This is a genomic window from Erwinia artemisiae (assembly GCF_051400835.1).
Classification (GTDB): domain Bacteria; phylum Pseudomonadota; class Gammaproteobacteria; order Enterobacterales; family Enterobacteriaceae; genus Erwinia; species Erwinia aeris.
The window spans coordinates 21,044-42,782 of sequence record NZ_JBLFFM010000015.1; the positions used below are offsets into that span (position 1 = coordinate 21,044).

20 protein-coding genes are annotated in these 21,739 nt (G+C 58.2%); 1 reads left to right on the plus strand and 19 read right to left on the minus strand.

Annotated features, from left to right (window positions below):
• Nucleotides 1-116: 116 nt before the first annotated feature.
• From tssG to ACMGEE_RS21000, 13 genes are all read right to left on the minus strand, one after another.
• Complete coding sequence (gene tssG / locus ACMGEE_RS20940) at nt 117-1,166, minus strand: type VI secretion system baseplate subunit TssG (protein ID WP_301253415.1); 1,050 nt, start codon at nt 1,164-1,166, stop codon at nt 117-119.
• Nucleotides 1,163-3,040 (minus strand): type VI secretion system baseplate subunit TssF, encoded by a 1,878-nt coding sequence (gene tssF, locus ACMGEE_RS20945; RefSeq protein WP_436830605.1) that lies wholly within the window; start codon nt 3,038-3,040, stop codon nt 1,163-1,165. The genes tssG and tssF overlap by 4 nt, the downstream gene beginning before the upstream one ends.
• Nucleotides 3,041-3,042: 2 nt before the next feature.
• Entirely contained in the window at nt 3,043-3,594 is a 552-nt protein-coding gene (tssE, locus tag ACMGEE_RS20950) for a type VI secretion system baseplate subunit TssE (protein ID WP_125290453.1), read from the minus strand.
• A complete protein-coding gene (locus ACMGEE_RS20955; protein WP_301253417.1) occupies nt 3,587-4,396 on the minus strand; it encodes a type VI secretion system accessory protein TagJ in 810 nt (269 codons plus the stop codon). Before ACMGEE_RS20955 ends, tssE begins: the two co-directional genes overlap by 8 nt.
• Nucleotides 4,397-4,417: 21 nt before the next feature.
• Nucleotides 4,418-5,434 (minus strand): hypothetical protein, encoded by a 1,017-nt coding sequence (locus ACMGEE_RS20960; protein ID WP_253455490.1) that lies wholly within the window; start codon nt 5,432-5,434, stop codon nt 4,418-4,420.
• An 18-nt stretch (nt 5,435-5,452) separates the two neighbouring features.
• On the minus strand, nt 5,453-6,244 hold the full coding sequence (locus ACMGEE_RS20965) for a PP2C family protein-serine/threonine phosphatase (RefSeq protein WP_301730212.1): 792 nt from the start codon (nt 6,242-6,244) through the stop codon (nt 5,453-5,455).
• Nucleotides 6,244-8,277: a type VI secretion system-associated FHA domain protein TagH gene (gene tagH / locus ACMGEE_RS20970; RefSeq protein ID WP_436830606.1), complete on the minus strand. Its 2,034-nt coding sequence runs from the start codon at nt 8,275-8,277 to the stop codon at nt 6,244-6,246. The genes ACMGEE_RS20965 and tagH overlap by 1 nt, the downstream gene beginning before the upstream one ends.
• A gap of 124 nt (nt 8,278-8,401) precedes the next feature.
• On the minus strand, nt 8,402-9,253 hold the full coding sequence (locus ACMGEE_RS20975) for a hypothetical protein (RefSeq protein ID WP_436830607.1): 852 nt from the start codon (nt 9,251-9,253) through the stop codon (nt 8,402-8,404).
• 48 nt (nt 9,254-9,301) lie between these two features.
• Nucleotides 9,302-10,090: a lysozyme inhibitor LprI family protein gene (locus ACMGEE_RS20980; RefSeq protein WP_436830608.1), complete on the minus strand. Its 789-nt coding sequence runs from the start codon at nt 10,088-10,090 to the stop codon at nt 9,302-9,304.
• A 26-nt stretch (nt 10,091-10,116) separates the two neighbouring features.
• On the minus strand, nt 10,117-10,467 hold the full coding sequence (locus tag ACMGEE_RS20985) for a hypothetical protein (protein WP_253455499.1): 351 nt from the start codon (nt 10,465-10,467) through the stop codon (nt 10,117-10,119).
• Between the two features lie 89 nt (nt 10,468-10,556).
• Nucleotides 10,557-11,120 carry a hypothetical protein gene (locus ACMGEE_RS20990; RefSeq protein WP_436830609.1) on the minus strand — a complete coding sequence of 188 codons (564 nt, stop codon included), beginning with the start codon at nt 11,118-11,120 and terminating at the stop codon, nt 10,557-10,559.
• A 12-nt stretch (nt 11,121-11,132) separates the two neighbouring features.
• Nucleotides 11,133-11,993, minus strand: a complete 861-nt coding sequence (locus tag ACMGEE_RS20995) for an N-acetylmuramidase domain-containing protein (protein ID WP_436830610.1) — start codon at nt 11,991-11,993, stop codon at nt 11,133-11,135.
• An 83-nt stretch (nt 11,994-12,076) separates the two neighbouring features.
• Complete coding sequence (locus ACMGEE_RS21000) at nt 12,077-12,559, minus strand: Hcp family type VI secretion system effector (protein WP_253455505.1); 483 nt, start codon at nt 12,557-12,559, stop codon at nt 12,077-12,079.
• A gap of 257 nt (nt 12,560-12,816) precedes the next feature.
• On the opposite strand from ACMGEE_RS21000, the gene ACMGEE_RS21005 reads away from it, so the two are divergent.
• Nucleotides 12,817-13,029 (plus strand): hypothetical protein, encoded by a 213-nt coding sequence (locus ACMGEE_RS21005; protein ID WP_125290443.1) that lies wholly within the window; start codon nt 12,817-12,819, stop codon nt 13,027-13,029.
• 84 nt (nt 13,030-13,113) lie between these two features.
• On the opposite strand, the gene tssC is transcribed toward ACMGEE_RS21005, so the two are convergent.
• From tssC to ACMGEE_RS21035, 6 genes are read right to left on the minus strand one after another with little or no spacing between them, the layout of a single operon-like run.
• Complete coding sequence (gene tssC / locus ACMGEE_RS21010) at nt 13,114-14,610, minus strand: type VI secretion system contractile sheath large subunit (protein ID WP_253455508.1); 1,497 nt, start codon at nt 14,608-14,610, stop codon at nt 13,114-13,116.
• A complete protein-coding gene (gene tssB / locus ACMGEE_RS21015; RefSeq protein ID WP_253455511.1) occupies nt 14,610-15,146 on the minus strand; it encodes a type VI secretion system contractile sheath small subunit in 537 nt (178 codons plus the stop codon). Before tssB ends, tssC begins: the two co-directional genes overlap by 1 nt.
• Before the next feature lie 26 nt (nt 15,147-15,172).
• Nucleotides 15,173-16,180, minus strand: a complete 1,008-nt coding sequence (gene tssA, locus ACMGEE_RS21020; RefSeq protein ID WP_436830611.1) for a type VI secretion system protein TssA — start codon at nt 16,178-16,180, stop codon at nt 15,173-15,175.
• 9 nt (nt 16,181-16,189) lie between these two features.
• Nucleotides 16,190-16,876 (minus strand): type VI secretion system-associated protein TagF, encoded by a 687-nt coding sequence (gene tagF, locus ACMGEE_RS21025; protein ID WP_253455515.1) that lies wholly within the window; start codon nt 16,874-16,876, stop codon nt 16,190-16,192.
• 14 nt (nt 16,877-16,890) lie between these two features.
• Nucleotides 16,891-20,487, minus strand: a complete 3,597-nt coding sequence (gene tssM, locus ACMGEE_RS21030; protein ID WP_436830612.1) for a type VI secretion system membrane subunit TssM — start codon at nt 20,485-20,487, stop codon at nt 16,891-16,893.
• 3 nt (nt 20,488-20,490) lie between these two features.
• Nucleotides 20,491-21,723, minus strand: a complete 1,233-nt coding sequence (locus ACMGEE_RS21035) for a DotU family type VI secretion system protein (protein WP_253455519.1) — start codon at nt 21,721-21,723, stop codon at nt 20,491-20,493.
• Nucleotides 21,724-21,739: the final 16 nt, after the last annotated feature.

A 21,739-nucleotide genomic window follows, 5' to 3' on the forward strand; every position in this document is an offset into this window, starting at 1 on the left:
GACGGTTAAAACAGAGAGCCGTAAAGAACAAGCCCGATAAGCGAGCGGCCCGGTTCGGCAAGGCGGCCGGAAAAAGTGACTTTCTCTGTCAAGGTCGTGCGGGTTTTAACAAAACGTTATCTGGCAGCGACCTGCTCCGCCGGTTCCGGGCTGAAGGTCAGATCGCGTAGCGGCTCGCCGCTTTTTAAATGGCCGAGCCAGCTGTTAAAGCCGAGCCGGGTTGCGTCGCCGGGCCGGATCCCTTTGGCCTCTTCCGCCGCCAGGATCAGCTTCAGCTCCCAGATATATTCAATGCCCAGGTATTGCCGTACCCAGTCGCGCAGCGCAAGAGTCCAGGCCTCGCCCGGCAGAAAGCGGTTATAGGTTTCCAGCGGCATCGGCCCCAGCTCGATGCGGAACTTATGCTGCACGTCACGCACCGCCACGCCCAGAAACATCGATTCGCCCAGCTTCGGCGCATGTCGGCCCGCGCCCAGCTTCGCCCGCTCGCGGCTGTCGATCGGCAGCCAGTGCGGCACGTTTCCCACCAGCCTGACCGGCACCTTAAAATAGTGGCTGAGGATCTTTTGCAGGCCTTCGACGTCGCGCGCGTGGCGGGTTAAATGCCCGGCCACCGCAAAGCGCGCGTGATCGCTCAGGCTGCCTTTTGCCAGCTGGCCCGGCTGGCCCATGCCGATCAGGCTCGCCAGATAACGATCGAAGCGCTGATTGTCTTCCCGATCCAGCGATACCGTTGGCTGCGCGTCGGCCCAGGCGCGGTAAAACAGCAGCGTCAGCCGATGGTGAAACAGGTCGGCAAAGGCCGACATACTGCGATCCTGATGATGAATAATGCGCTCGCGGGCGTACTCCGTCAGGTGCGTCGGCAGCGGGCCGTTCGGGCCAAACAGGCCGAAGCTTAAAATTGAGATGTCGTGCAGCGAGCTGTTGTCGCGCGGGCCGGCCTTTGACAGCGTGGCGGGCGCGAAGGCCAGCGACGGCTCCTGACCGATGCGCAACGGCTCATGGCGCGGCAGCGGCGCGCGGCCGAGCGGATAGCGCTCGCCGCCCTGTGCGTCCAGCCTGCGCAGCAGCTGAAACAGGTCGTAGCGCCACGGTGCCTGCGTCACGCCCGACCAGAACGCCTCCGGCAGCCGCTGCGTTTTGCGAATGCGCAGCACGTTCATATCAGCGTCCTTTTGCCCATGCGCGCGGGCCAGTAGCCGACCTCGCCGCGCTGCTGGCTGGTCAGCGTCAACTCGGTAAAGCTGTTGATGGCGACCAGCCTGGCGAAGACCTGCTCCAGCACGCTGCCCAGCAGCCACGGGCTGGCGCCGGAAAACGCCTGCTCGTCGACGCTCAGCTCAATGCCGATGCCGCGCGCGAACACGATCGGGCCGGGTTCCGGCACCCGACGGCTGACCGGTTTGAGCCGACAGTGGCGAATGCCTTCAATCTGCCGGGCCACCGGCGCTTCCGCCAGATTGGCATACAGCCCCAGCAGCTGGCGCAGCGCCGTGGCGCCCTGGCCGTCGTCGCTGTCCATCAGGCTTAAATAATTCAGCTGCAAATGGCTGATCAGCCGCCAGGTCGCCATGCCTTCCGCCAGCGCCGGACGCGGCGGCGTTGGGCCTTTGCGCAGCGTCAGCTGGCTGACCGGCACCGAGTCCGCCATCATAAAGTTGCCCTGATCCTGCGCCAGCAGCATCAGCGGCAGATCGCGACTGGTGCACAAAACTTCTGCCGTCAGATGGGTCAGATCGTCGCGCCACGGCGACTGGCGCTCATCCACCAGCGAAAGAAAGACTTCGGATCCGATATAGCCGGTGCGCGTACCGTAACGCTGCGCGCGTTCAGACAGCGTGCGCTGCTCGCGGCGCAGCGAAAAATAAGCGCCGTAGTCGCCTTCGTCACGGCTGAAGGTGCTCCAGAAAGGCCGGAACACCTGCTCGCCCTGCTGCCTGTCGCCCGTGGCGTACAGCTTCTGCACCGAGTAAATCTCGTAGTCGAGCGGGCGAATGTTATCGACCACCAGATGGTATTCATGCACGCCTTCGCTGATTTTCTGCCGCTCCGCCGTTTTCGTGAACAGGTTGATAACCGGCGTACAGTGCAGCGCCAGATGGCTTTTGTCGATCGTCCGCTCCAGCGCCGCGTCGGCTTTGTCCAGCAGCAGGACGATCTCAAAGGCTTTTACCTCTGGCCCACAGCGTGAAGGCAGCTCGCCCAGGCCGCTGATGCTGACAAACTGGAAGCGCGCAGGAAAAGCGAAATATTCCTGAAGCAGCCTGTAACCGTCAAAGTTGCGCAGATCTTCCGGCAGCAGCGCCTGGTTAGCCGCAAAGCCCTCATGCTTCAGCGCGTCGTCGCCCAGCACGACCCGCTGCGGCTGCGGCTCCACCGTCTGGCAAAAGCTGCCGACCGTGTGCTGCATCATCAGCTCCAGCAGCTGCTGCGCCTGAATGTCCGGGCCGCTGAGAAAAAACATCAGATCTTTCAGGGTCAGATGGCTCAGCGCCACTTCGCTAAAGCATTCAAGGCGGATACGCAGCGCGCTGACCGCACCGCGCTGGCTCAGCCCCATGCTGCCAAGCGGGATATCCGCCGGCACGCCGCCCAGTTCCACGTGAGCGATGCGCAGCGGTTGCAGCATCACGTCGTGCGCCGTGGCGTAGCTACAGGTGACGCCGCTTTTTTTCAGCATCTGGCTGTCCATCATGGTGCCGCGCGGCACCAGGAAACCGCCGCTGATATCCCCTTTTTTACCGTCAGGATGCAGTTCAGCAATCGCCATTGAAGGCACGGGCGAAAGATAGTTGGGCGCGATCATCTCCAGCATCCGCTGCGAAAAGCGCGGGAACTCGGCGTCCATTTTCAGCTGCACGCGCGAGGTCAGAAAGGCGAAGCCCTCCATCAACCGCTCGACATAGGGATCGGCCACGTCAATGCCGCTCATGCCCAGCCGTCCGGCGACTTTGGGATAGCGTTCGGCGAACTCCGCCCCCATTTCGCGCAGGTACGCCAGTTCACGGTTGTAATAATCGAGCAGTTTGCTGTCCATAATTACCCTACGTCTTTCAGTTCAAAATGGCCGTTTTCTAAATCCAGATCGGTGCGGAACAGAAACTCCAGCGGATAAGGCACGCACCAGAGCCGCCCTTTGATTTCAATCGACAGCATGTTGTGCAGGCTGAGCGAGCTGGTGTCTGATATGCAGCGCACCTGAAGCCCCGCCGGCAGAATGCGCGGCTCAAAGTACAAAATAGAGTTGGTGATTTTGCGCTGGATGTCGGCCAGTTCGATATCGGACATACGCTGTCCGGCCAGCGGCGCAACGCCAAAGTTATAAGCGGAGCGCTGCACGTGCGGAAACGGCGAAAGATCCTGCTGCGCTTCGTTGTTGATGCTGTTGAACAGCCACTGCAAATCACGCAGAACGTTACGCTTCAGCGTGGCGTGCGAAATCACGCGGCTGCCGGGGGCTTCCTGCGGCTTATCCGGCGCGTTGTCGGTCAGCCTGTCCAGCAGCGACGGCTGCATTTTATCGCGCGCCGTCATCGTCTCCCTGCCGCGCTGGCGAAAACCGCCGTGCAGCAAATCGCGACCGTCACTCATCGTCGGCTTCCGCTGCAAAGACAATATGCGTCAGGCTCAGCAGCGGAAAATCCTGCTCTTCGCTCAGCCAGGTTTTCTGACCGTGGCCGATAAACTGCTGGTCGTCCAGCGGCGTCCACTCGGTGACGGCGGCCAGCCGCAGGTTGTCTTCGGCCGTATCGGCAAACGGATAGCGCACCGGCAGCTGGCAAACCTGTTCGCTGCCGTCGATTAGCGTGACGGCCGTGTGCCGCCAGACCAGATCGGTGACGCTCGCCGGCGGCTGAAAACGCATTTCGCGCACGGCGGCGAACGGCAGCCAGGTGTAATGGCCGTTAACGATCAGCTCACAAATCGGGCCGAGCCGCCCGTCGCCGTCGATCAGCCATGCCACGGTCTGCGTCTGCTCGTCCTGCATGGTGACGCGGGCCGGGTTGGCCTGCGCCGCCGCAAAAGCCGCCGCGCGTAACTCATCGGCCTCTTCGGCATGCTCTTTACGCAGCGCCTTCAGTAACGCTTCCGCCCAGGCGAACGCCTCGCCGGGCATTCTCGGCATCGCCAGGCCTTCAAAGACCGCCGCTCGCTGGATTTCTGCCGTAATGGCCTGCTCCAGCAGCGTAACCGTGGGCTTTGCCTGCGGCTTTAAAGCCAGCCAGGATTTCAGCTGGGTTTTGGCGCGCGGCCAGTGGCCCGCCAGACAGAGCAGCTGTACGAAGGCGGCGCGCAGGTCGGCATCCGCCGGGCGGCTTTTGATATCGCTTTCGACGCGCGCCAGAGTTTCCAACAGCGTGGCGCCGGACATCAGTTGAGTCAGAGATTTCATAGCTTTCCTCGGGCACAGGGGTCAGTTAAGCGTCCGGTAAGCACCGGCGGCCGGATCTTTCAGCTGCGGATGGATTTCATCCACCAGCTTGACGATCACCGCGCCGTCGGCCAGATAGGGCGACCAGACCTTACGGACTTCGTCCAGGCGCGCCTTCAGAATACTTGCATCGCTGGCTTCCTGCTGGCTTATCGCCACCACCACGGTGCCGTCAGCCTGCCAGCCGTTCAGCGCGGGCGCGTAAGGCACGATCATCCAGCTCTGCGGCGAGCGCTCGTCGCTCAGCACCATACGCTCGTTGTTGACGGTGGTGATCTGCGTATCGCGACCAATCGCTTTGCCGTTCAGCCCGGAAACCGGGAAACCCTGCACGAAGCTGACCTGACGGCTTTTGGCGCCGCCTTTGCCCAGCTGCGTTAGCTGGCTGTCGCCGCTGAGCCAGCCGTCGCTGCCGCAGGTCACGCCGCCTTTCGCAGGCACAAACAGCGCGCTGGCCTGGCTGGCGTTATTCCACCAGGTGCGGAAGTGGCAGCCGTCCAGCAGACTGAACTGGATCCACGGCGTGGTATCCGCCGGCGGCGATAGATCTTCTGCCTTAACCGGCGCGGCGGCTGGCGCGGTTTCTGTCGGTGCGGCCTGAACCGGCACGGTGGGTGTTGCCGCCTGTACCGGCGTGGCCGCTGGCGTTTGTGCCTCCATTTTGCTTTGCCAGCCCTGCGCTTTAGCGGCGCTGCCGTGCGCCAGCGCTTTGCCGTTGCTGTCGGTCAGCTGCCATTGAAACGTGGCTATTTTCGCGCAGCTGTGCGACATCAGGCCCGCGACCTGCGGCAGCAGCTCGTTTACCTTCGCCGGATCTTTATCACCGTTGGCCACGATGCGCAGCGCAACATCGCGCTTGCACCAGCTGGCAGGCTTCTGATCTTTAACGTTATCGAGCCAGACATCCATTTGCAGCGATTTAGCGGTGACGACGCGGTAATCCTGTGCCCAGGCACCGGATGCAATCAGCAGGGTGACACCCGTTAGCCAATATTTCATGTGGGTTAAAGCCTTATTTTAATCACGAAGAGGGAAAAACTGCGCTGCGGCTTCCAGCGAATGCAGCAGCGTGGTGTCCTGCGGATCGCCGACCCAGACGGCGACGGCGCTGTAATTGTCCTGGCTGGCGGCGGCCTGCCGCTCGTTTTTGCGGATAACCTGCTGCATCAGCGTCAGCCATTCGTCCGGCGTATTCACCATATGCAGCGACTCCTGCATGTTTTCCTGCGAAAGCCCGTGCCAGAACCCGTCGGTGCAAAGCAGGAAGGCGTCGCCGTCTTCGATCTCGACCACGTCGCTGTAGCTGGCGTCGCGCTCCTCATCGCCCATGCCGAGCGCAAAATAGAGCAGATTGCCGTTGATGCCTTCGGTCTGGTGACCGGCGTCCTTCATCTGCTGCACCAGGCTGTGATCGGTGGTGACGTGATAAAGGTAGCCGCGTCGGAACAGATAAAGGCGGCTGTCGCCCGCGTGCGCCCAGTAGGCCAGGTCGAAATCGCGATCGATAAACAAGCTCACCAGGGTGGTGCCCATGCGCTTATGGTCGCCGATCGCCTGCTGCTGGCGAATTGCGTGGTTGGCGTCGTTAACGTAGCGGCGAATACTTTGTGCGTCCAGGTGTCGCTCGCCGTCAAAGCGCTGGAGAATGGTATCGCGCGCCAGCGCCGCCGCGACGTCGCCGCCGGGCAGCCCCGCCACCCCGTCGCAGACCACGAAGCAGGCCGAGCGTTCGCCGATGCGCTCGCCGGTCTGATCCTGATTGCTTTCGCGAGCGCCCTGGTGCGACATAGAGGCAATGGTGATATTCATCATTCTTCCGATCTGATTTGAGAATCTTTGTACTGGTTCACTTCCATGTCGTAGGCGTGCAGGAAAGCTTCGCCAAACAGCGTGTGGAAGTCATCCTCAATTTCGCCCGCCGTTTCACCGTAGCGTTTGGCGAAGTGCTCCCACAGCGCGGCTTTACGGCTGTTGGGCAGCGACAGGCGAGAGATGGCGCCCTCTTCCCGCGCTTCTTCTTCCAGCTGCTGCGGGTTAAAGGATTGCAGCATCGAAGCGATAATCGCGCGGATCCCGGCGATCATGCCCAGCTGATGCGCCTGTAAATCGACCAGCGCGTCGCGCACCGACTGCTTAGGCGGCATAAAACCCGGCATCCGGCTGCCGAACATCTGCATCAGCACCGATTTACCGGAAGGCAGCAGCTTAAACGGGTTGTTGGCCTCGTCGAGGATCACCGTCATTTCCGCTTTTACGCCGCGCTTGAGGATCGAGCGGGAGGAGAGCAGCGCCACCGTTCCCTGCGAGAACATGCTGAGCATCTGGCCCAGCTCCTGCATTGCGTCGCGGTCAAAGCGCGGCGTCGGCTGTAGATCGTTCAGCCCCATGCCGCCAATCAGCGCCTCCAGCAGCTCGCCGTCCAGCCGCTGACCGTCGCCGGAAGCGCTGTGCTGTTGCGAAGCCGTATTGGCGACCGGATCGATGCGCAGACGGCCTTTTGGCGGCGGCGTAGTGCTGCGCGCAACGGCCTGTGGCGTCGGCAGGGTGATGCCGCCGTACTCCTGCTGCGGCGGCCGCGCGGCGGCGGTCGGCTCGCTGAAATCGGCGTCGCTCGCCGGGTTTTCGGCAAAATGCGGAGGCTGGCCGCGATCCGTATCGCTTTGCGGCAGTTCAGCAAACAGCGGCGACTTGCTGAGATCGTCAGCGGCCTGCGGGTTTTCGCCAAACAGCGGCGACTTGCTGAGATCGTCAGCGGCCTGCGGGTTTTCGCCAAACAGCGGTGACTTGCTGAGATCGTCAGCGGCCTGCGGGTTTGTATCAAACAGCGGTGATTTACTGAGATCGTCAGCGGCCTGCGGGTTTGTATCAAACAGCGGTGATTTACTGAGATCGTCAGCGGCCTGCGGGTTTTCGCCAAACAGCGGCGACTTGCTGAGATCGTCAGCCGTCTGCGGATTGCTTGTTGGCCTGCCGATCGTCTGCGGCTGGCTGTCCAGCGCCTTTGGTGCCGGCGGCACAAACGCAGTCTGTGGCCGCTTCTGCTGCGGTTCATCCACCGGCGTCAGCGGGACGGCGTTGCCCATCATCAGCCCCAGCGGATCGTCGCCGTCGGCGGGTGTGCTGTTGCCGCTGCCGAACAGCGCCATCGGATCCAGCTGCTGCTTTTTGTCCTGCTGCGGCTGCGTCAACGTGCCCGGCGTGCTGTCGTCAAAAATGCTTTGCCGATCGAACAGCGACTCGCTGCTGAACAGAGAGTCAGACGTGCGATCCCGACGATCCAGCTGCGGCGCTGGCTTATCGGCAAACTGCGCCAGCGGATCGACCGGGTTACGATCCTGCGCTTTTTCCGTCAGAGGATCCGATCCGGCTGGCGCGGGCCTGCTGCGGCTGGACAGGTTGTCGCTGATGGAAAATTCCTGCGCCAGGCTGTCCCAGATTTCACTGGGAATGGCGGCAGGCGCGCTTTCCTGCGGCGGCGCGGCCGGTCGGGCAACCGGCGCGGGTCTTGCCACGGGCTGCGCCGCCACGTTGAGTTCGCTGACCTGTAAACGGTACTCATCAATGCTAAGGATGTCGCCATCCTGCAAATCCACCTGCCGACCCCGCTCCAGCGGAATATCATTCAGGTGCACCAGCGTCACGTTGCCGCGATTAGTAATGCGGCATTCGCCGTCGGCCGTGATATGCACAATGGCCTGCAGGCGGGAAATGGTGCGGTCATCGTCCGGCAGCACCAGGTTGTTGTCGGCGCCACGGCCGATAGTGCCGCCCGGCGGCAGAAAGTCGCAGCTGCTCTGCGGCGGCTGCTGGCCAGCTTTGGTCGCTATTATCGTAAATCGCATCACGTTTTCCTGCGTTGGATTTCGGCGTTCGGGCCGCGCCGGTAGGCCCGGCGGGCGTTGAAACTGATTGCTGCCCGGCATGGATTGCGCTATCCCGACAGCTTTAAACAGGGCGACGGCTTCGTCAGCGCATCGTGCCTTCGACGCTGTCTGTCACCTGGTCGCCTTTAAAGATCTCCATTGTCCAGCGGTTAAAATCATTGGGAATAAAGGAATAGCTGTAACCGCTGTTCTCAAAAACGTAGCCGCGAAAATCACACACGTCCGGGCAGTTGATATTGATGGTTTTGCCAGGCAGCAGGATCGCTTTGCCGCTGCGTTTGCTTCTGGAGTCCAGCGTGACGTCATTGCAGTCAACATTGCCTTCTTCGCACCAGGCCGTAATACGGGCCAGATATTTTTTGCTGTCAAAGGTGGCCGTATTGGCAGGATGCGCCGCATAAAAGCGACGGATTTTCGGCACGCTGTCTATTGACGCATTATTCACTCTTTGCGACAGCGCATTATCGACCAGCAGCGAGCGGGACTGGGGATCGTACGCCAGCACCACCGCAACCAGCGAGGTTTCTACCAGCGTGGTGGCGGTATAAATCACAGCGATTTTCACCTCGCGATCGCCAGGCGAGGAAATTACGCCCACGCCTTTCACGTCTTCGCACGCTTCGCCGTCAAAACGATTGAAGCCAATGGTCGGCACCAGGTTTGTCAGGCTTTCACCATCGCGCGACCAGCCAATAAAGCAGGCGTTCATATCGGCCCGCAGCAGACCTTTGCCCGGCACCATCACGCCCAGTAAATGGCCGCTATCTCGTACGGCAAAGGTCTGCTGGCCGAACGGCTCTGCGCCAGCGATATCCAGCGACAGGGCTTTTTGCGCCAGTTCAGGCGCAAACGTATCCGCATCTGCCGTGACCAGATGCGGGCTGGCGACGGCGATGTTGGTTAATAAGGCAAGAGAGAGTAAAAGGCGTTTCATGCTGAGTTCCGGTAAAAAATTAAGGCATTTATAATGAAAGTCAGGTATTCAATAATATTTTCTGAGTACGCCGATACGATCGAACATGCTCTGATAAAGGCACCGGCTATCTGTATTACAGTCAGCACGTTTTTTTATCCAAATCTGCTGAGAGTGCATAACTTCATTGAGTTCATGCTTATTTTTAGCCTGTTTTAGTTGCCATAGTGCAGCACGATAGGCCTTATTAACACTCTTATCCCATGTGGCTAAATCAAACGAGATGCATATTGCCTTTTCATCATCTTGCTGTACCTTACGACAATTAAAAGAAGGCGAAGGTCTTTCGTCGATGATCCTTTTTAAAGTCAGGATACTGCTCATATTGCCGGAGACTAGCAGAGTATTTTTATCAGCTACCACCAGCCAAGGCTTAATATTGGCACCTTCGCTAGCAAAATTACCCTTTTTGCAGTGAAGCATCAGAGGCGTAAGATGCTGGCTGCCTGAAAAAGCTAAATCGTAATCTTTAGCTATAGGTTTAACCGGCTCCGACTGACGTTCGCCTTCGGTTAGCGCAACCAGCTTGTCCAGACTTACGTCTGGCGCGCTATCGATCTCTGGAGAGCTACAGTCTGCCAGATAGCTCATTGGCGAACTGATTTCAGCCTGGCTTATTATCACACGTCGGCCAATAAGATAAGGATCGTTCGGAACAATATTATCGCTGCTGGTGATCCAAGTATCCGTGCCGACCTGAGCGACCTGCCAGTTGCCCATAAGCACTGTCGGCAGTGGAGCAGCCAGGGATCGTCCAATCTTGAATGCTGTAATAAGAAGCAACAGTAAGCGACGCACTCTATTTCCTTTTTTTGCAGAAAGAATTAGTCAGCCTTGCTCGCCTGCAAGAGCGTGAAATCGCCCTCTGCCGGATCGTCTTTATCGCTGATCATCTGCCTGGTTTTCTGATCGACATAAACGCTGAATAATCTGTGCTGCGTCTCGGGATCGCCCGGACAATCGCCGCCGTGCTTTTCCACTACGTCGATCAGATCCAGACCAGGTTCAGCGTCTGCCGTTAGCAGGTAGTTAACGCAGTTGGCGTCCGTCACCAGCTTGTTTTTCTCAACGGTGTTTTCAACCTGTATAACTGCTGACTCCGCTGTGCTGGTGGCCGTGGCGTAAAAACTTATCCCTGGAAAGAGAACAAAAAGAGTTAGTTTTAAGATTTTCATTATTTTTTATGGTGAGCCGGATATCAAGCTGGCTCTTTTCATAGCTCGGGCGTTTATAAGGAAAGTGAAGAAGAATTAGATGGATTTATTCAATTTTTTATCTTCTCATACTTCTTACGCATAGCGGCTATATCTTTGACATAGGAGTTTTGAAATTTTTCGGTAGTATTTTCATCATAATAAACTTCATTATGATTTTTTATCCCTAAAATAATATAGTCTTGCGAATATTGCCCACGCACATCAACTTTATAGATAACAGCAATTTTTACATCTTTATCATCTGAACGGGACAAGACGCCAACGGATTCAACTTTATCACAATCCACGGTTTCCCAATCATCAGCCCCCATGGTTTGCATAAAGAATGCGTCTGAATGTTGATCTGTTGACCAACTAACAAAACAAACCGGATGAACATCTCGTAACCAGCCTTTCCCCTGAACCAGCGTGCCCAGTTTTTTCCCATTACTGAGAATGTCAAACGTTTGCTTAGAATCAATCTTTACATTAGACAATCCTGTCTCTGTTGCTTTTTCAGTTACAGAACTATTGGAAAGGTTTGATTCAGGGTTTTTAAGTGTTGTGCCCGCTATAGAAAAAGCACTACTTATTGATAATGCCAATCCTAAAAATAAGTTAATAGATTTCATAATAATCCTTATTTAATGATGCAATGCATAATCATAGTTAGCTGCCATCTGTGTATCATAATTTTTTTCTTTATAGCCAGAACCATTATAGTGGTAAGCAAATTTTGCCCAATTTTTGGTTCTGATAGCATTCAACAATACCGGTGTTCTGGATATATGATTCACAAATGCGTAAACCTGTCCGGAGAGCGTATTCATGCCTTCGACAAATTTTTCTACGCTTGCATAGCCTGCCGTTTCATAGTTATTTCCCATTATCTGAAAAGCCCCCCATGAAGCAGACTTGAGCGCAGCCTGTCGATCAAGCGCTATTGCTTTATTCAGTCTGGTATATTGTATACTAAATTTCCCATAGTGTTGATAGCGTGGCCCGGATATCTCAGGATGTGATTTGTCATATTTACCATTGGTTAATGAGCTAAAATAATGACGTTCATAAAGAATCGTTGGCCGCCCTTGTTCGTCAAAAGGGCCAGTAACTTTAGACTCGGTAATAACCACAGCCTTAACTGCAGCCACTTCGCAATTGAGCGCTTTGGCGGCGCTTACATACATTTCTTCAGTTAACTCACGCGCATTTGTATTGAAATTTATTTTAACTGGCGTAACCGTATTAGAGTGGTGATGCAAGTTGCGTATTGTTGGACCGTGAGGAGATACAACACCATCAGGCGTTGTTAACCTGACTACTTTTTGTTGAAATTCCTTTATCCTTTCAATAGTTTTCGGCCCAATTTTGCCATCTACATCCAGCTCATTGCCTGCCGTGGTTATTACCTTATTACCATTGAGTAGGGATTGAACTGTTTTCACATCACGATATTTATTAATTTGCCCACTGCCTACCGCCTGGCTTATTCTGATTGTACTCATCTAAAATCCCTCTATTACAGCCGACTTCTTACCTTTAACTTATCATTATTAACCTCCCCTGACGGGGAGGCCCTGGAAGCAAGTTAAGCTTCTTTATTTTCTTTGATATTCCAGCCAGCGCTGCTTTCTGCGCCTTTACCGCCGGAAGAACTCTGCTCCCAGTACTGCTGCTTCACTTTGGAAGCCTGGAAGGAGTAGCTCATGCCTACGGTGTCGCCGTTATCAGCACCAACGTACTGCACGTTAGTCACCAGCACGTCTTCCAGCGTAATGCGGGTGTATTCAACCTGAGTGCCGCCAGCTTTACATACGGACAGCTCAACTTTGGCGATGTGCTTGCCGCTTGCGCAGTTCTTCAGCAGCGCGGTGGTGGACTTGTCGATCAGCGCTTCAACGTGCAGATCGTTAAAGTTAACTTTACCGGCACCGCCGCCGCCGCCAACAGACATATTGCCCGGCTGAGAGGCGCCCCAGGAGAAAGAAGTGATATCGGTCCAGCCTTTATGGTTAGAGTCTTTCGACTCGCCGGTTACACCGTCTACCTTCATAAACATATCAATAGCCATTATTTTCTACTCTTTTTTGATGGACAATTTTGCTTTTGACAAAGCAGCGACAGACAAAAAGGCATGCTTTTTGTCTTTTTTCCGACGATCTTGCAGCCGACCGTACAGAAATCTTTTAACCCGTCGCCAGGACGTAAATTTATTTTTTCCGGGAAGAGGAAATCACAGCGGAATAAATTAAATTTACAGATAGCATTGGCAGATATAAATTAGAGACTTATCACATGGCGCTTAACTTAAAAGGTCAGCGTTAAATAATGAAAAAAACTTTTTTGTCATTACTCAGCGTTATTTTTTTAGCGCTATCCATCTATGCTCTGTTCACGCTTGCCAGCGGCATCTGGCTGGTAGCCCGCTATGAAAATTTTGATATAAACGCCTCAGGCTTCCTTTCGGGTGAACTGCTGTTCACCGCGCTCTGCCTGGGCTTCTATTTTTTGATAAGGAAAGCGGCCAAAAAAGCACGTTGACCGCTTTAGCTTTAATTAATCAGCTTATAAAGGGAGCCGCCTTACCTTCCGCCAGGAGCCAGCGGTAAGCTCTCCCTTCAGCCTTTAAGCATCATCGCTTTTCAGCGAAGGCAGCTTAGAGACCAGACGCAGCGACACGGTCAGGCCTTCCAGCTGGTAGTGCGGACGCAGGAAGAATTTTGCGGCGTAATAGCCCGGATTATCTTCCAGCTCTTCCACCAGCACCTCGGCGGAAGCCAGCGGCTTGCGGGATTTGGTTTCCTGCGAGGAGTTGGCCGGATCGCCATCCACGTAGTTCATCACCCAGTCGTTCAGCCAGCGCTCCATCTCTTCGCGCTCGCGGAAGGAACCGATCTTGTCGCGCACGATGCACTTCAGATAATGCGCAAAGCGGCAGCAGGCGAACAGGTACGGCAGGCGCGCGGCCAGACGTGCGTTGGCGGTGGCGTCCGGATCGTGATACTCGGTCGGCTTCTGCAACGACTGCGCGCCGATAAAGGCGGCGAAATCGGAGTTTTTGCGGTGTACCAGCGGCATAAAGCCGTTTTTCGCCAGCTCGGCCTCGCGACGGTCGCTGATGGCGATTTCGGTCGGGCACTTCATGTCCACGCCGCCGTCGTCGCTCGGAAAAGTGTGGCAAGGCAGATTTTCCACCGCGCCGCCGGATTCCACGCCACGGATCGCCGTACACCAGCCAAACTCTTTGAAAGAGCGGTTGATGTTGGCCGCCATTGCGTAAGCGGCGTTCGCCCAGGTGTAGTTGCCGTGGTTCGCGCCTTCGGTTTCTTCCTCAAAGTCGAAGCTGTCGACCGGGTTGCTGCGGATGCCGTAAGGCAGACGCGACAGGAAGCGCGGCATCACCAGGCCCAGGTAGCGCGCATCTTCCGATTCACGCAGGCTGCGCCAGGCAGCATACTCGCTGTTCTGGAAGATTTTGGTCAGGTCGCGCGGGTTCGCCAGCTCCTGCCAGGATTCCATCTGCATTACTTCCGGCGCGGTGCCGGTGATAAACGGACAGTGTGAAGCCGCGCCGATACGCGCCATCTCGCCCAGCAGCTCCACGTCCTGCGGGCTGTGATCGAAGTAGTAGTCGCCTACCAGGCAGCCGAACGGCTCGCCGCCGAACTGACCATACTCTTCTTCGTAGATTTTCTTGAAGATCGGGCTTTGATCCCAGCCAACGCCTTTGTAGCGCTTCAGCGTGCGGCCCAGCTCTTTCTTCGAGATGCTCATAAAGCGGATTTTCAGCATCTCGTCGGTTTCGGTGTTATTCACCAGATGGCTCAGGCCGCGCCAGGCGCCTTCCAGCTGCTGGAAATCTTCGTGATGAATAATCTGGTTGACCTGCTTAGACAGCTTCTCGTCAATCTCGGCAATCAGCGCCTGAATGGTACGGTAAGCGTCGTCAGAAGCGGTAACGGTGTTTTCCAGCGCCTGCTGCGCCAGGGTTTTCACCGCGCTTTCCACCGCCGTGCGCGCAGAGTCGGTTTTCGGGCGGAACTCTTTGTTCAGCAGCGAGCTGAATTCATCCTGGCTCCAGGCCTGCTGGCCCTGCTGCTCAAGCTGGGAAGGATTGGTCATTACTGCTCTCCTTCTTTAGCCGCGTCATCCTGCTTTGGCAGGTGGCTGAGAGATTGCAGCAGCGTCGGATCCTTGAGGATTTTGGCAATCAGCTCTTCCGCGCCGTTTTTGCCGTCCATATAGGTCAGCAGGTTGGAAAGCTGGGTACGCGCATCCAGCAGCTTGTTCAGCGGCTCGACGTTGCGTGCCACCGCGTCCGGCGAAAAATCTTCCATGCTGTTGAAGGTCAGATCGATGTTCAGATTGCCTTCGCCGGTCAGCGTGTTTTGCGCCTGGAAAGCCACGCGCGGCTTCAGCGCCTTCATGCGCTCGTCAAAGTTATCGACGTCGATATCCATAAATTTGCGTTCATCGACCGACGGCAGGTTATCGACCGGCTTGCCAACCAGATCGGCCATCACGCCCATCACAAAAGGCAGTTCGATTTTGCGTTCTGCGCCGTAGATCTCCACGTCATACTCGATCTGTACGCGCGGCGCGCGGTTACGGGCGATAAATTTCTGCCCGCTGGATTTACTAGCCATAATGTTCTCCATTGGTATGCGCGATTAGTCAGGACGCCTCAGTCGTGACGCCCGAAAATGTTTTCCAGCTGATGCACGCCGTCCGGCGCCAGGTCGCGGATAATGCTCATAAAGTCCATCTCGATCATGCGCTGTACGCGGTCGATCATCAGCGGCGCCGGATGGCTGGGTTCGTGCTGCACAAAATACTGTTTCACCTTTTCCAGCATCAGCTGCGCATCGGCGCGCGATGCGGGCTGCACGCTGCGCCAGTCGGTCTGCGTCGTCCTGGCCAGCTGCTGCGTCGGGGCGCTTTCCGCCTCTTCGCTGGCGGCCTGCGGGAGCAGAGCGCTGACGTCGGTCATTTCACAGGCCTGCGCGACGGTATTGACCGTTTTCAACAGCTGCGCCATTTCCGGCACGCCGCTTTCGCCCAGGTGCTCCATCAGCGTTTCACGAATGGTTTGTAACCGCTCACTTATGCTGCGAATAGCGACAATGCCCGGTTGTTCGCTCCGGGCCAGCTCGTCCAGCAGCCTTGCGCGACCGCCGGGAAACTCGTCGCACTCGCTTTTGCTGCCGTCCAGCAGCGCACAGGCGTCGCGCAGAGAAAGCTGATCGGCGGCGTTACGCAGCAGCAGCGACTGGCGCAAAGCCGTAGTAAGCGCTGACTTATCACCTAAAGCCGCCAGCGCGTTGATGCGGTAAAAGGGATCGTAGTCGCCGTCTTCGGTCAGTACCGGCCACAGTGGCTCCCAGTAGAGCAGCAGCGACTGCTTGATCAGCTGTAAGCCGTCGGCGTAGCCGCTTAAGCCTCGCAGCTGGGTCCAGGCCTGGGTCAGCGCCAGCATCACGCGCAGATCTTTGCTGCGCGTCAGCAGGCTGCCCGCCAGCTTCGCCACCTTGTTCCAGTCCGCCGGTTCAGCGGGAATGATGGTGTCGCCAAACTGCTGCTCGGCTTTGCCCGCGCTGGCCTGCTCCATCGCCATATAGTCGGCGTCATATTCCAGGTTTTCCCCGCACGGCCGATCGCTGCTGATGGGGGCTAGTAGCTCGTCAAGATTCATGGCAGTTCCTTACTCGAACATCGGCGGATAAAGACCGTGGCGGCCAGGCTTTGCGCCAGCGGCCGGATCGAACAGCATCGAAAACAGCTGGCCGGTGAAGTTGCCGCTGTGCACGTGGGTATAAAGCGGCTTGCCGTCGGCCTGATTCGTCCACCAGAAGCTGGTGTAGTGCTGCGGATCGAAACAGTCGGAAGCGCGTCGCCAGCTCAGCGTCGCCCGCTGTTCCTGATAGCCGATAGCGTCAAGAATGGCCGACTGCTGCGGCTGCGGCAGGTTCAGCGCCAGCAGCGTGCCGTCGAGCTGTGCCGACGACCAACCTTCACGTACGGCGTTCAGCAGGATGCGGCCCAGCTGTTGATACCAGTCACCCGCCAGCGCCAGCTGCGCCTGCGTCCAGCTCTGCGGCGAAAAGGTTATCAGCGCGCAAAGCGGATAAAGCCGGCCAACGCTGTCGCGCGAGGGCACCAGGCAGCCCATCTGGATCTGCTGGCTGCCCAGCATCGGCGGCACCACAAAGTTCCAGACCGGCGCGTCGGCAAACTGCCGTTCGCCCTCGGTGTTTTCCTGGCGATGCAGCAGCCCGACCTGAAACCAGTGCGACCACTGCGCCAGCAGCGCGTCCGGGAAACGACGCTTTAAAAAATCGCCGCCGCTCGGCAGCTTTCCATACCAGCAGAGTGCGGGCGTCTGACTCATGTTGTTCTCCCGGCTCATGGGCAGGCGAAACCGGGCAGCTGGAACGGGTTACGAATGCTGTTCGGCGTAAATTCCAGCGTCACGTGGTGGCCGCTGACGTTAAAAGAGGCCTGACGGCTAAGGCTGCTGCCGCCTGCGGAGAGCTGCGCGCGGTCGAAGAACCGGTTCAGCGCCCAGGCGCCGTTGGTGACCAGCGTTGCCGTGGTGCCGTTGGCGAGGCCAAGCTGCATGCGCACCTGGCTGGTGCCGCCGGGGCCGGGCCAGCTCATCAGCTGTACCGCCTGCGGGCCGTGGCTGTATTGCAGCAGCTGCCCGTCCACATCCAGCGTCATGGTCAGAATATCGTTATCCATCTGGCCGGTGCGCACCGTCACGCGGTAAGCAGGCGTGGTCGCGCCGTTGGCGAAAAAGGCGTCGCGAATGCTCTGCGCCTGCTGAAAAGGCCGCAGCACGCTTTCACCGCCCGGCAGCGTTTTGCCGTCAATGCCGGGCATAAAGCGCCAGCTGGCCTGGGTGGTATCAACCTTGTTTGCCAGGTTGTCGCGGAAAAAGCTGTCCATCAGCCCGCTGCCCGGCGCGAACATGCGCGCCAGATCGTCCGGCGTCACTTCCGCCCGTGCCGAATGCGACAGCGGATAGCGTCCGGCAATCGCCTGGCGACAGAAGCTGCCGACCTCAACGTTGATGCGCTTGCGGATATTGTCTAAATCGCGGCGCTGCGTATCGCTGCTGGCGCCCACCGCCATGCTGGTAAACATGGTCTGCAACGAGCCGGGTAACCGCCCTGCGCTGGCCTGCAAACGGCTGATGGCTTCGCCGGTCGGCGGCGGCATTCCGCTGTTGGCCGCGTCCTGCACGGCGGTGAGATAGCGATAGAGATCGTCAATCTGATGCAGGAAATCGTCAAAGGCGATGGTTTTACCCCCCTTCTCCAGCGGCTGCGCCAGCTCGGTAACAGGAGCAAAGTGAGCGGTTACTGACTGCTCCGGCGTCTGCTGCTGCTGGCTGGCTGCCGTGGCCGCCTGACGCGCGTGGAACAGCGCATCCAGCGTGCTGCTGGCGCTCTCCTTGCTCGCCTCTTCCTTGCCTGCTTCCGGCGCGGCCTTATCCAGTACCAGATAGTGACTGAGATTAATCACCAGCTTGCGCAGCGGCGAGTTATTGCCGGAAAGCAGACGTGCCGCGTTAATGCGCTGCGACAGATCCGCGCTGTTGTTCAGCTGGATATCCTGCAACAGCCCGTCCCACTGGCGCATATAGTCGCTCATATAGCGCTGGCGCACGGCGTAATCGATCTGCTGCTGCGTTTCGCTCTGCACCGTCTCGCTCAGCACCCAGCGATCGTCGTCGTGCAGCGATTTGGTGACGGCAGCGATATTTTTATCAAAGCTGTTCCAGTAGCCCTCTGGCGTAAACAGGCCCGGAATGCCTTCGCTAATCGCCTTGCCGCTTTTGCGGGAAAAGACCAGCTCGCTCTGCGGGCCGCCCATCAGCGCCAGGGAAACCGGTTTCAGGCTGTCGTCCCGCTCCAGCAGGCGCTTCAGTCGGCCGTAGACGCGCTGCGACAGCGGCATCTGATTGATGAGCGCCTGCTCGCGCTTTACCAAGGCGTCATCCTTTGCGTAAGGCGACGCCTGGATCTGCGTCTCCAGCAGCTGCGCCAGATGCCAGTCGAGCTGTTTGATCTGCGCCTGGGTGATGTTCTGCGGCTGGCTGCGCGCGATATTCAGCATTACCCAGGCATGCAGGAACTTGCCGTCGTAGTGCTTCGGCTGATAGAGCATCTGGTAAGCCTTCAGCGCTTCATAGCTGTAGTCCGCGTCGCTGCCGTTATCCGCGCGCAGCCAGCTGGTGATAAGCTGCGCCACCTGCGGCATCACCAGCTGCTTCAGCGCTTTCTGGTAAAGCGCCTGGGTAGCGTCGCTGACCTCTTCGCCACGGTACAGCCCCATGCGGCGCGTAATCGGCGGATCGTTAAGGTCAAAATCGGCGCTGTCCGGCAGATGCAGCACGCCGTTCAGGTAAGGCAGCAGCGACCAGAGATCGGCCGTCTGCAAATTCTGGCCCAGCGCGTTGATTTCCGGCACCTTCGCCTGCACTTCCGCCAGCCAGGCCTTGTTGTTGCGGTAGCTTGTGCTCCACAGCAGCGTGGCGACGATCAGCGCACCCAGCAGCAGCACGTAGCCAGACCAGAGCACCGCGCGGTTACGCAGCTCCCACCAGCGGTTGCTGCCCGCCAGGCCCGCTTCCTGAAAGATCACGTTCTGCAGCAGATCCTTTAAGAAGAAGCTCTGACCTTTGTTGCCGGGAATAGGCGCGGCCTTATCCACCTTATCCCAGGCGCCGCTGTTGCCGCTGTCGGACTCTGGCAGCTGAAGCGTGCGGCTCAGCTCGCCCATTACCCGGTCAAACGGCAGGCCTTCCTGGGTGCCGCTGGCAAAGTAGATGCCGCGCGGCGAAAACTGCGTTTCGAAGTTGGAACGGCTGAATACCGTCTCCAGATAGTCGTTAAGCAGCGGACGCAGCGCCGCGAACTCCTGCGGGAACAGATAGCTTTCCGCACGGGTTTGGGCATCGCTTTCCTGGATCAGCGTATCCGGCAGGCCCGCGTCCAGCCGCTGTTGCAGCAGCGCGTATTCCTGCGTGAAAGCGCCGGGCAGATCGAAATCGGCCTGTTTCGCACGCTCCCACGGAAAGGTGAAGCCCCAGACCTGATCGCGCTGCGCCTTATCGAACTTGCTGAAATAGGCGTTAAAGCCTTTCAGCAGATCGGTTTTGGTTACCAGCACGTAAACCGGAAAGCGAATGCCCAGCTGTTCGTGCAGCTCCATCAAGCGCTGGCGCAGCGACAGCGCCTGCTGACGCGAGGCCTCCGCCGACTGGGTCATCAGATCAGAGACGCTGACGGTGACGATCACGCCGTTGACCGGCTGGCGCCCGCGATACTTGCGCAGCAGATCGATAAATTTGCTCCACTCGCTGGCGTCCTGCTGCCGCTCGCTCTCCTGCGTGGTGTAGCGGCCCGCCGTATCCAGCAGCACCGCCTCGTTGGTAAACCACCAGTCGCAGTTGCGCGTGCCGCCGATACCTCGCAGCGCGGCTTTGCCGAAGCGGTCGGCCAGCGGAAATTGCAGGCCGGAATTCGCCAGCGCGGTGGTTTTCCCCGCGCCGGGCGCGCCGATAATCACATACCACGGCAGCTGGTAAAGATACTGACGGCTGAAGCGCTGCGTCCAGCGACGGTTGCCCGCGCGGCTGAAATGCGCTTTTTTCAACAGCTCGGCGGCTTCGGTAAAGCGCTCCGCCAGCACGCGATCTTCGCTGGTCAAACGCTTGACGTTCGGATCGTCCTCCTCCGTGGCCGGATTCAAACTGCCCATCAGCTTGCGGTTCAGCCAGGCGTTGTAAAGACGCGGCACCACGTTGCTCAGGCCCCAGGCGATATAAAGCAGCGCGATACTGATCTGGCGATTGACTTCCGGCTCCAGCGGCCGCGAGTCGACGATAGAGAAAACCGGCCCGATCACCCAGATAATGAATGACAGCGCGGTAATGCCGAGAAAGCCCCACATCAGCCGGTTGGTCATAATGGCAAACAGAATATTCATCATCCGTTAATTTCCTTGCTGCGACGTCAGTTCCGCGCGGGTGTTGTCAGGGGAAACCAGCAGCGTGATATCCACACGGCGATTGCGCGCCCGGTTGGCGGCGGTGGTGTTCGGTACCAGCGGATTGGTTTCACCGCGCCCTTCCGCCTTCACGCGCGCGGGCTGGCTCAGCGTCTGCTGTAGCCGTTCCTGCACCGATTTCGCTCTTGCCAGCGACAGCTCGTAATTAGAGGCGAAGCGGGCGCTGCGGATCGGCACGTTGTCGCTGTAGCCAATCACCAGAATGCGGCCGCTGACGTTGTTCATCGCCTGAGCAATGCGATCCAGCACCTCTTCATAGCGGCCGCGCACGGTTGTGGAGCCGGAGGTAAACAGGCCATCGCCTTTCAGCGTCACCACGCTTTGATCCGCTTCGTCTTTCACCGACACCAGCCCCTCGTCGATTTCCGGCTTCAGGAAGGCTTTCAGGTTCAGCGCAGCGGGCGCGGGCGGCGCGGGATTGTGAATGGTTACTTCCGGCAGCGAGGTCTGATAGACCGAGGCCAGCACCGGACTGGTCGCATCGCTCAGCCGCCAGTTCAGCAGAATGTAGAGCAGACAGGCCAGCAGGCCCACCAGCGCGGCGCAGGCCCACAGCGGCACAACCGGACGCCACAGCCTGCGCGTGACCGGATGATCTTCCGGATGTGGCGACAGCGGCGGCGGATAGCCGCCACGCACCGAACGGATCATTTGCAGCAGGCGGCTTTTGATCGTCTCCAGCTGCGAACGGCCGTTATCCAGCACGCGATAGCGCCCTTCAAATCCCAGCTGCAGGCAGTAGTTAATCAGCTCCAGCAGCGCAATCTGTTCGCGCGGATTCTGCGACAGCTTGGCCAGCAGCTGGAAAAACTTCTCGCCGCCCCAGGTTTCATTATGAAAGGTCACCAGCAGGCCCTGCCCCGGCCAGGCGGCGCTGCCCCACGGCGTCAGCGCCGCCGCTTCGTCGATAGCGGTGCACAGGCAGTAGCGCGCGCCAATAATCACCTCGTAAGGCAGCCCGGCGCGCTGGCAGTGCATTTCAAACTGGCGGATTTCATCGATCAGACGCTGGCGCAGACCGCCAGGATCGGCGTGCGTCACCGAGTGGCGGATCTGCGGGATTGCATTCAGTAGGGGATTTGCCGCCGCAACCAGCGGGTTAACGCTGCTCGCGCCCGAAAAAATGTCGCCCTGTGCGGCGGCCTGTCGTTGCTGCATGTCTCTTGCTCCTGAC

Excerpts from the sequence above, each read along its gene's own strand:
- tssG (WP_301253415.1), bottom strand. The coding sequence starts at position 1,166 with ATGAACGTGCTGCGCATTCGCAAAACGCAGCGGCTGCCGGAGGCGTTC.
- tssF (WP_436830605.1), bottom strand. The coding sequence starts at position 3,040 with ATGGACAGCAAACTGCTCGATTATTACAACCGTGAACTGGCGTACCTG.
- tssE (WP_125290453.1), bottom strand. The coding sequence starts at position 3,594 with ATGAGTGACGGTCGCGATTTGCTGCACGGCGGTTTTCGCCAGCGCGGC.
- ACMGEE_RS20955 (WP_301253417.1), bottom strand. The coding sequence starts at position 4,396 with ATGAAATCTCTGACTCAACTGATGTCCGGCGCCACGCTGTTGGAAACT.
- ACMGEE_RS20960 (WP_253455490.1), bottom strand. The coding sequence starts at position 5,434 with ATGAAATATTGGCTAACGGGTGTCACCCTGCTGATTGCATCCGGTGCC.
- ACMGEE_RS20965 (WP_301730212.1), bottom strand. The coding sequence starts at position 6,244 with ATGAATATCACCATTGCCTCTATGTCGCACCAGGGCGCTCGCGAAAGC.
- tagH (WP_436830606.1), bottom strand. The coding sequence starts at position 8,277 with ATGCGATTTACGATAATAGCGACCAAAGCTGGCCAGCAGCCGCCGCAG.
- ACMGEE_RS20975 (WP_436830607.1), bottom strand. The coding sequence starts at position 9,253 with ATGAAACGCCTTTTACTCTCTCTTGCCTTATTAACCAACATCGCCGTC.
- ACMGEE_RS20985 (WP_253455499.1), bottom strand. The coding sequence starts at position 10,467 with ATGAAAATCTTAAAACTAACTCTTTTTGTTCTCTTTCCAGGGATAAGT.
- ACMGEE_RS20990 (WP_436830609.1), bottom strand. The coding sequence starts at position 11,120 with ATGAAATCTATTAACTTATTTTTAGGATTGGCATTATCAATAAGTAGT.
- ACMGEE_RS20995 (WP_436830610.1), bottom strand. The coding sequence starts at position 11,993 with ATGAGTACAATCAGAATAAGCCAGGCGGTAGGCAGTGGGCAAATTAAT.
- ACMGEE_RS21000 (WP_253455505.1), bottom strand. The coding sequence starts at position 12,559 with ATGGCTATTGATATGTTTATGAAGGTAGACGGTGTAACCGGCGAGTCG.
- ACMGEE_RS21005 (WP_125290443.1), top strand. The coding sequence starts at position 12,817 with ATGAAAAAAACTTTTTTGTCATTACTCAGCGTTATTTTTTTAGCGCTA.
- tssC (WP_253455508.1), bottom strand. The coding sequence starts at position 14,610 with ATGACCAATCCTTCCCAGCTTGAGCAGCAGGGCCAGCAGGCCTGGAGC.
- tssB (WP_253455511.1), bottom strand. The coding sequence starts at position 15,146 with ATGGAGAACATTATGGCTAGTAAATCCAGCGGGCAGAAATTTATCGCC.
- tssA (WP_436830611.1), bottom strand. The coding sequence starts at position 16,180 with ATGAATCTTGACGAGCTACTAGCCCCCATCAGCAGCGATCGGCCGTGC.
- tagF (WP_253455515.1), bottom strand. The coding sequence starts at position 16,876 with ATGAGTCAGACGCCCGCACTCTGCTGGTATGGAAAGCTGCCGAGCGGC.
- tssM (WP_436830612.1), bottom strand. The coding sequence starts at position 20,487 with ATGATGAATATTCTGTTTGCCATTATGACCAACCGGCTGATGTGGGGC.
- ACMGEE_RS21035 (WP_253455519.1), bottom strand. The coding sequence starts at position 21,723 with ATGCAGCAACGACAGGCCGCCGCACAGGGCGACATTTTTTCGGGCGCG.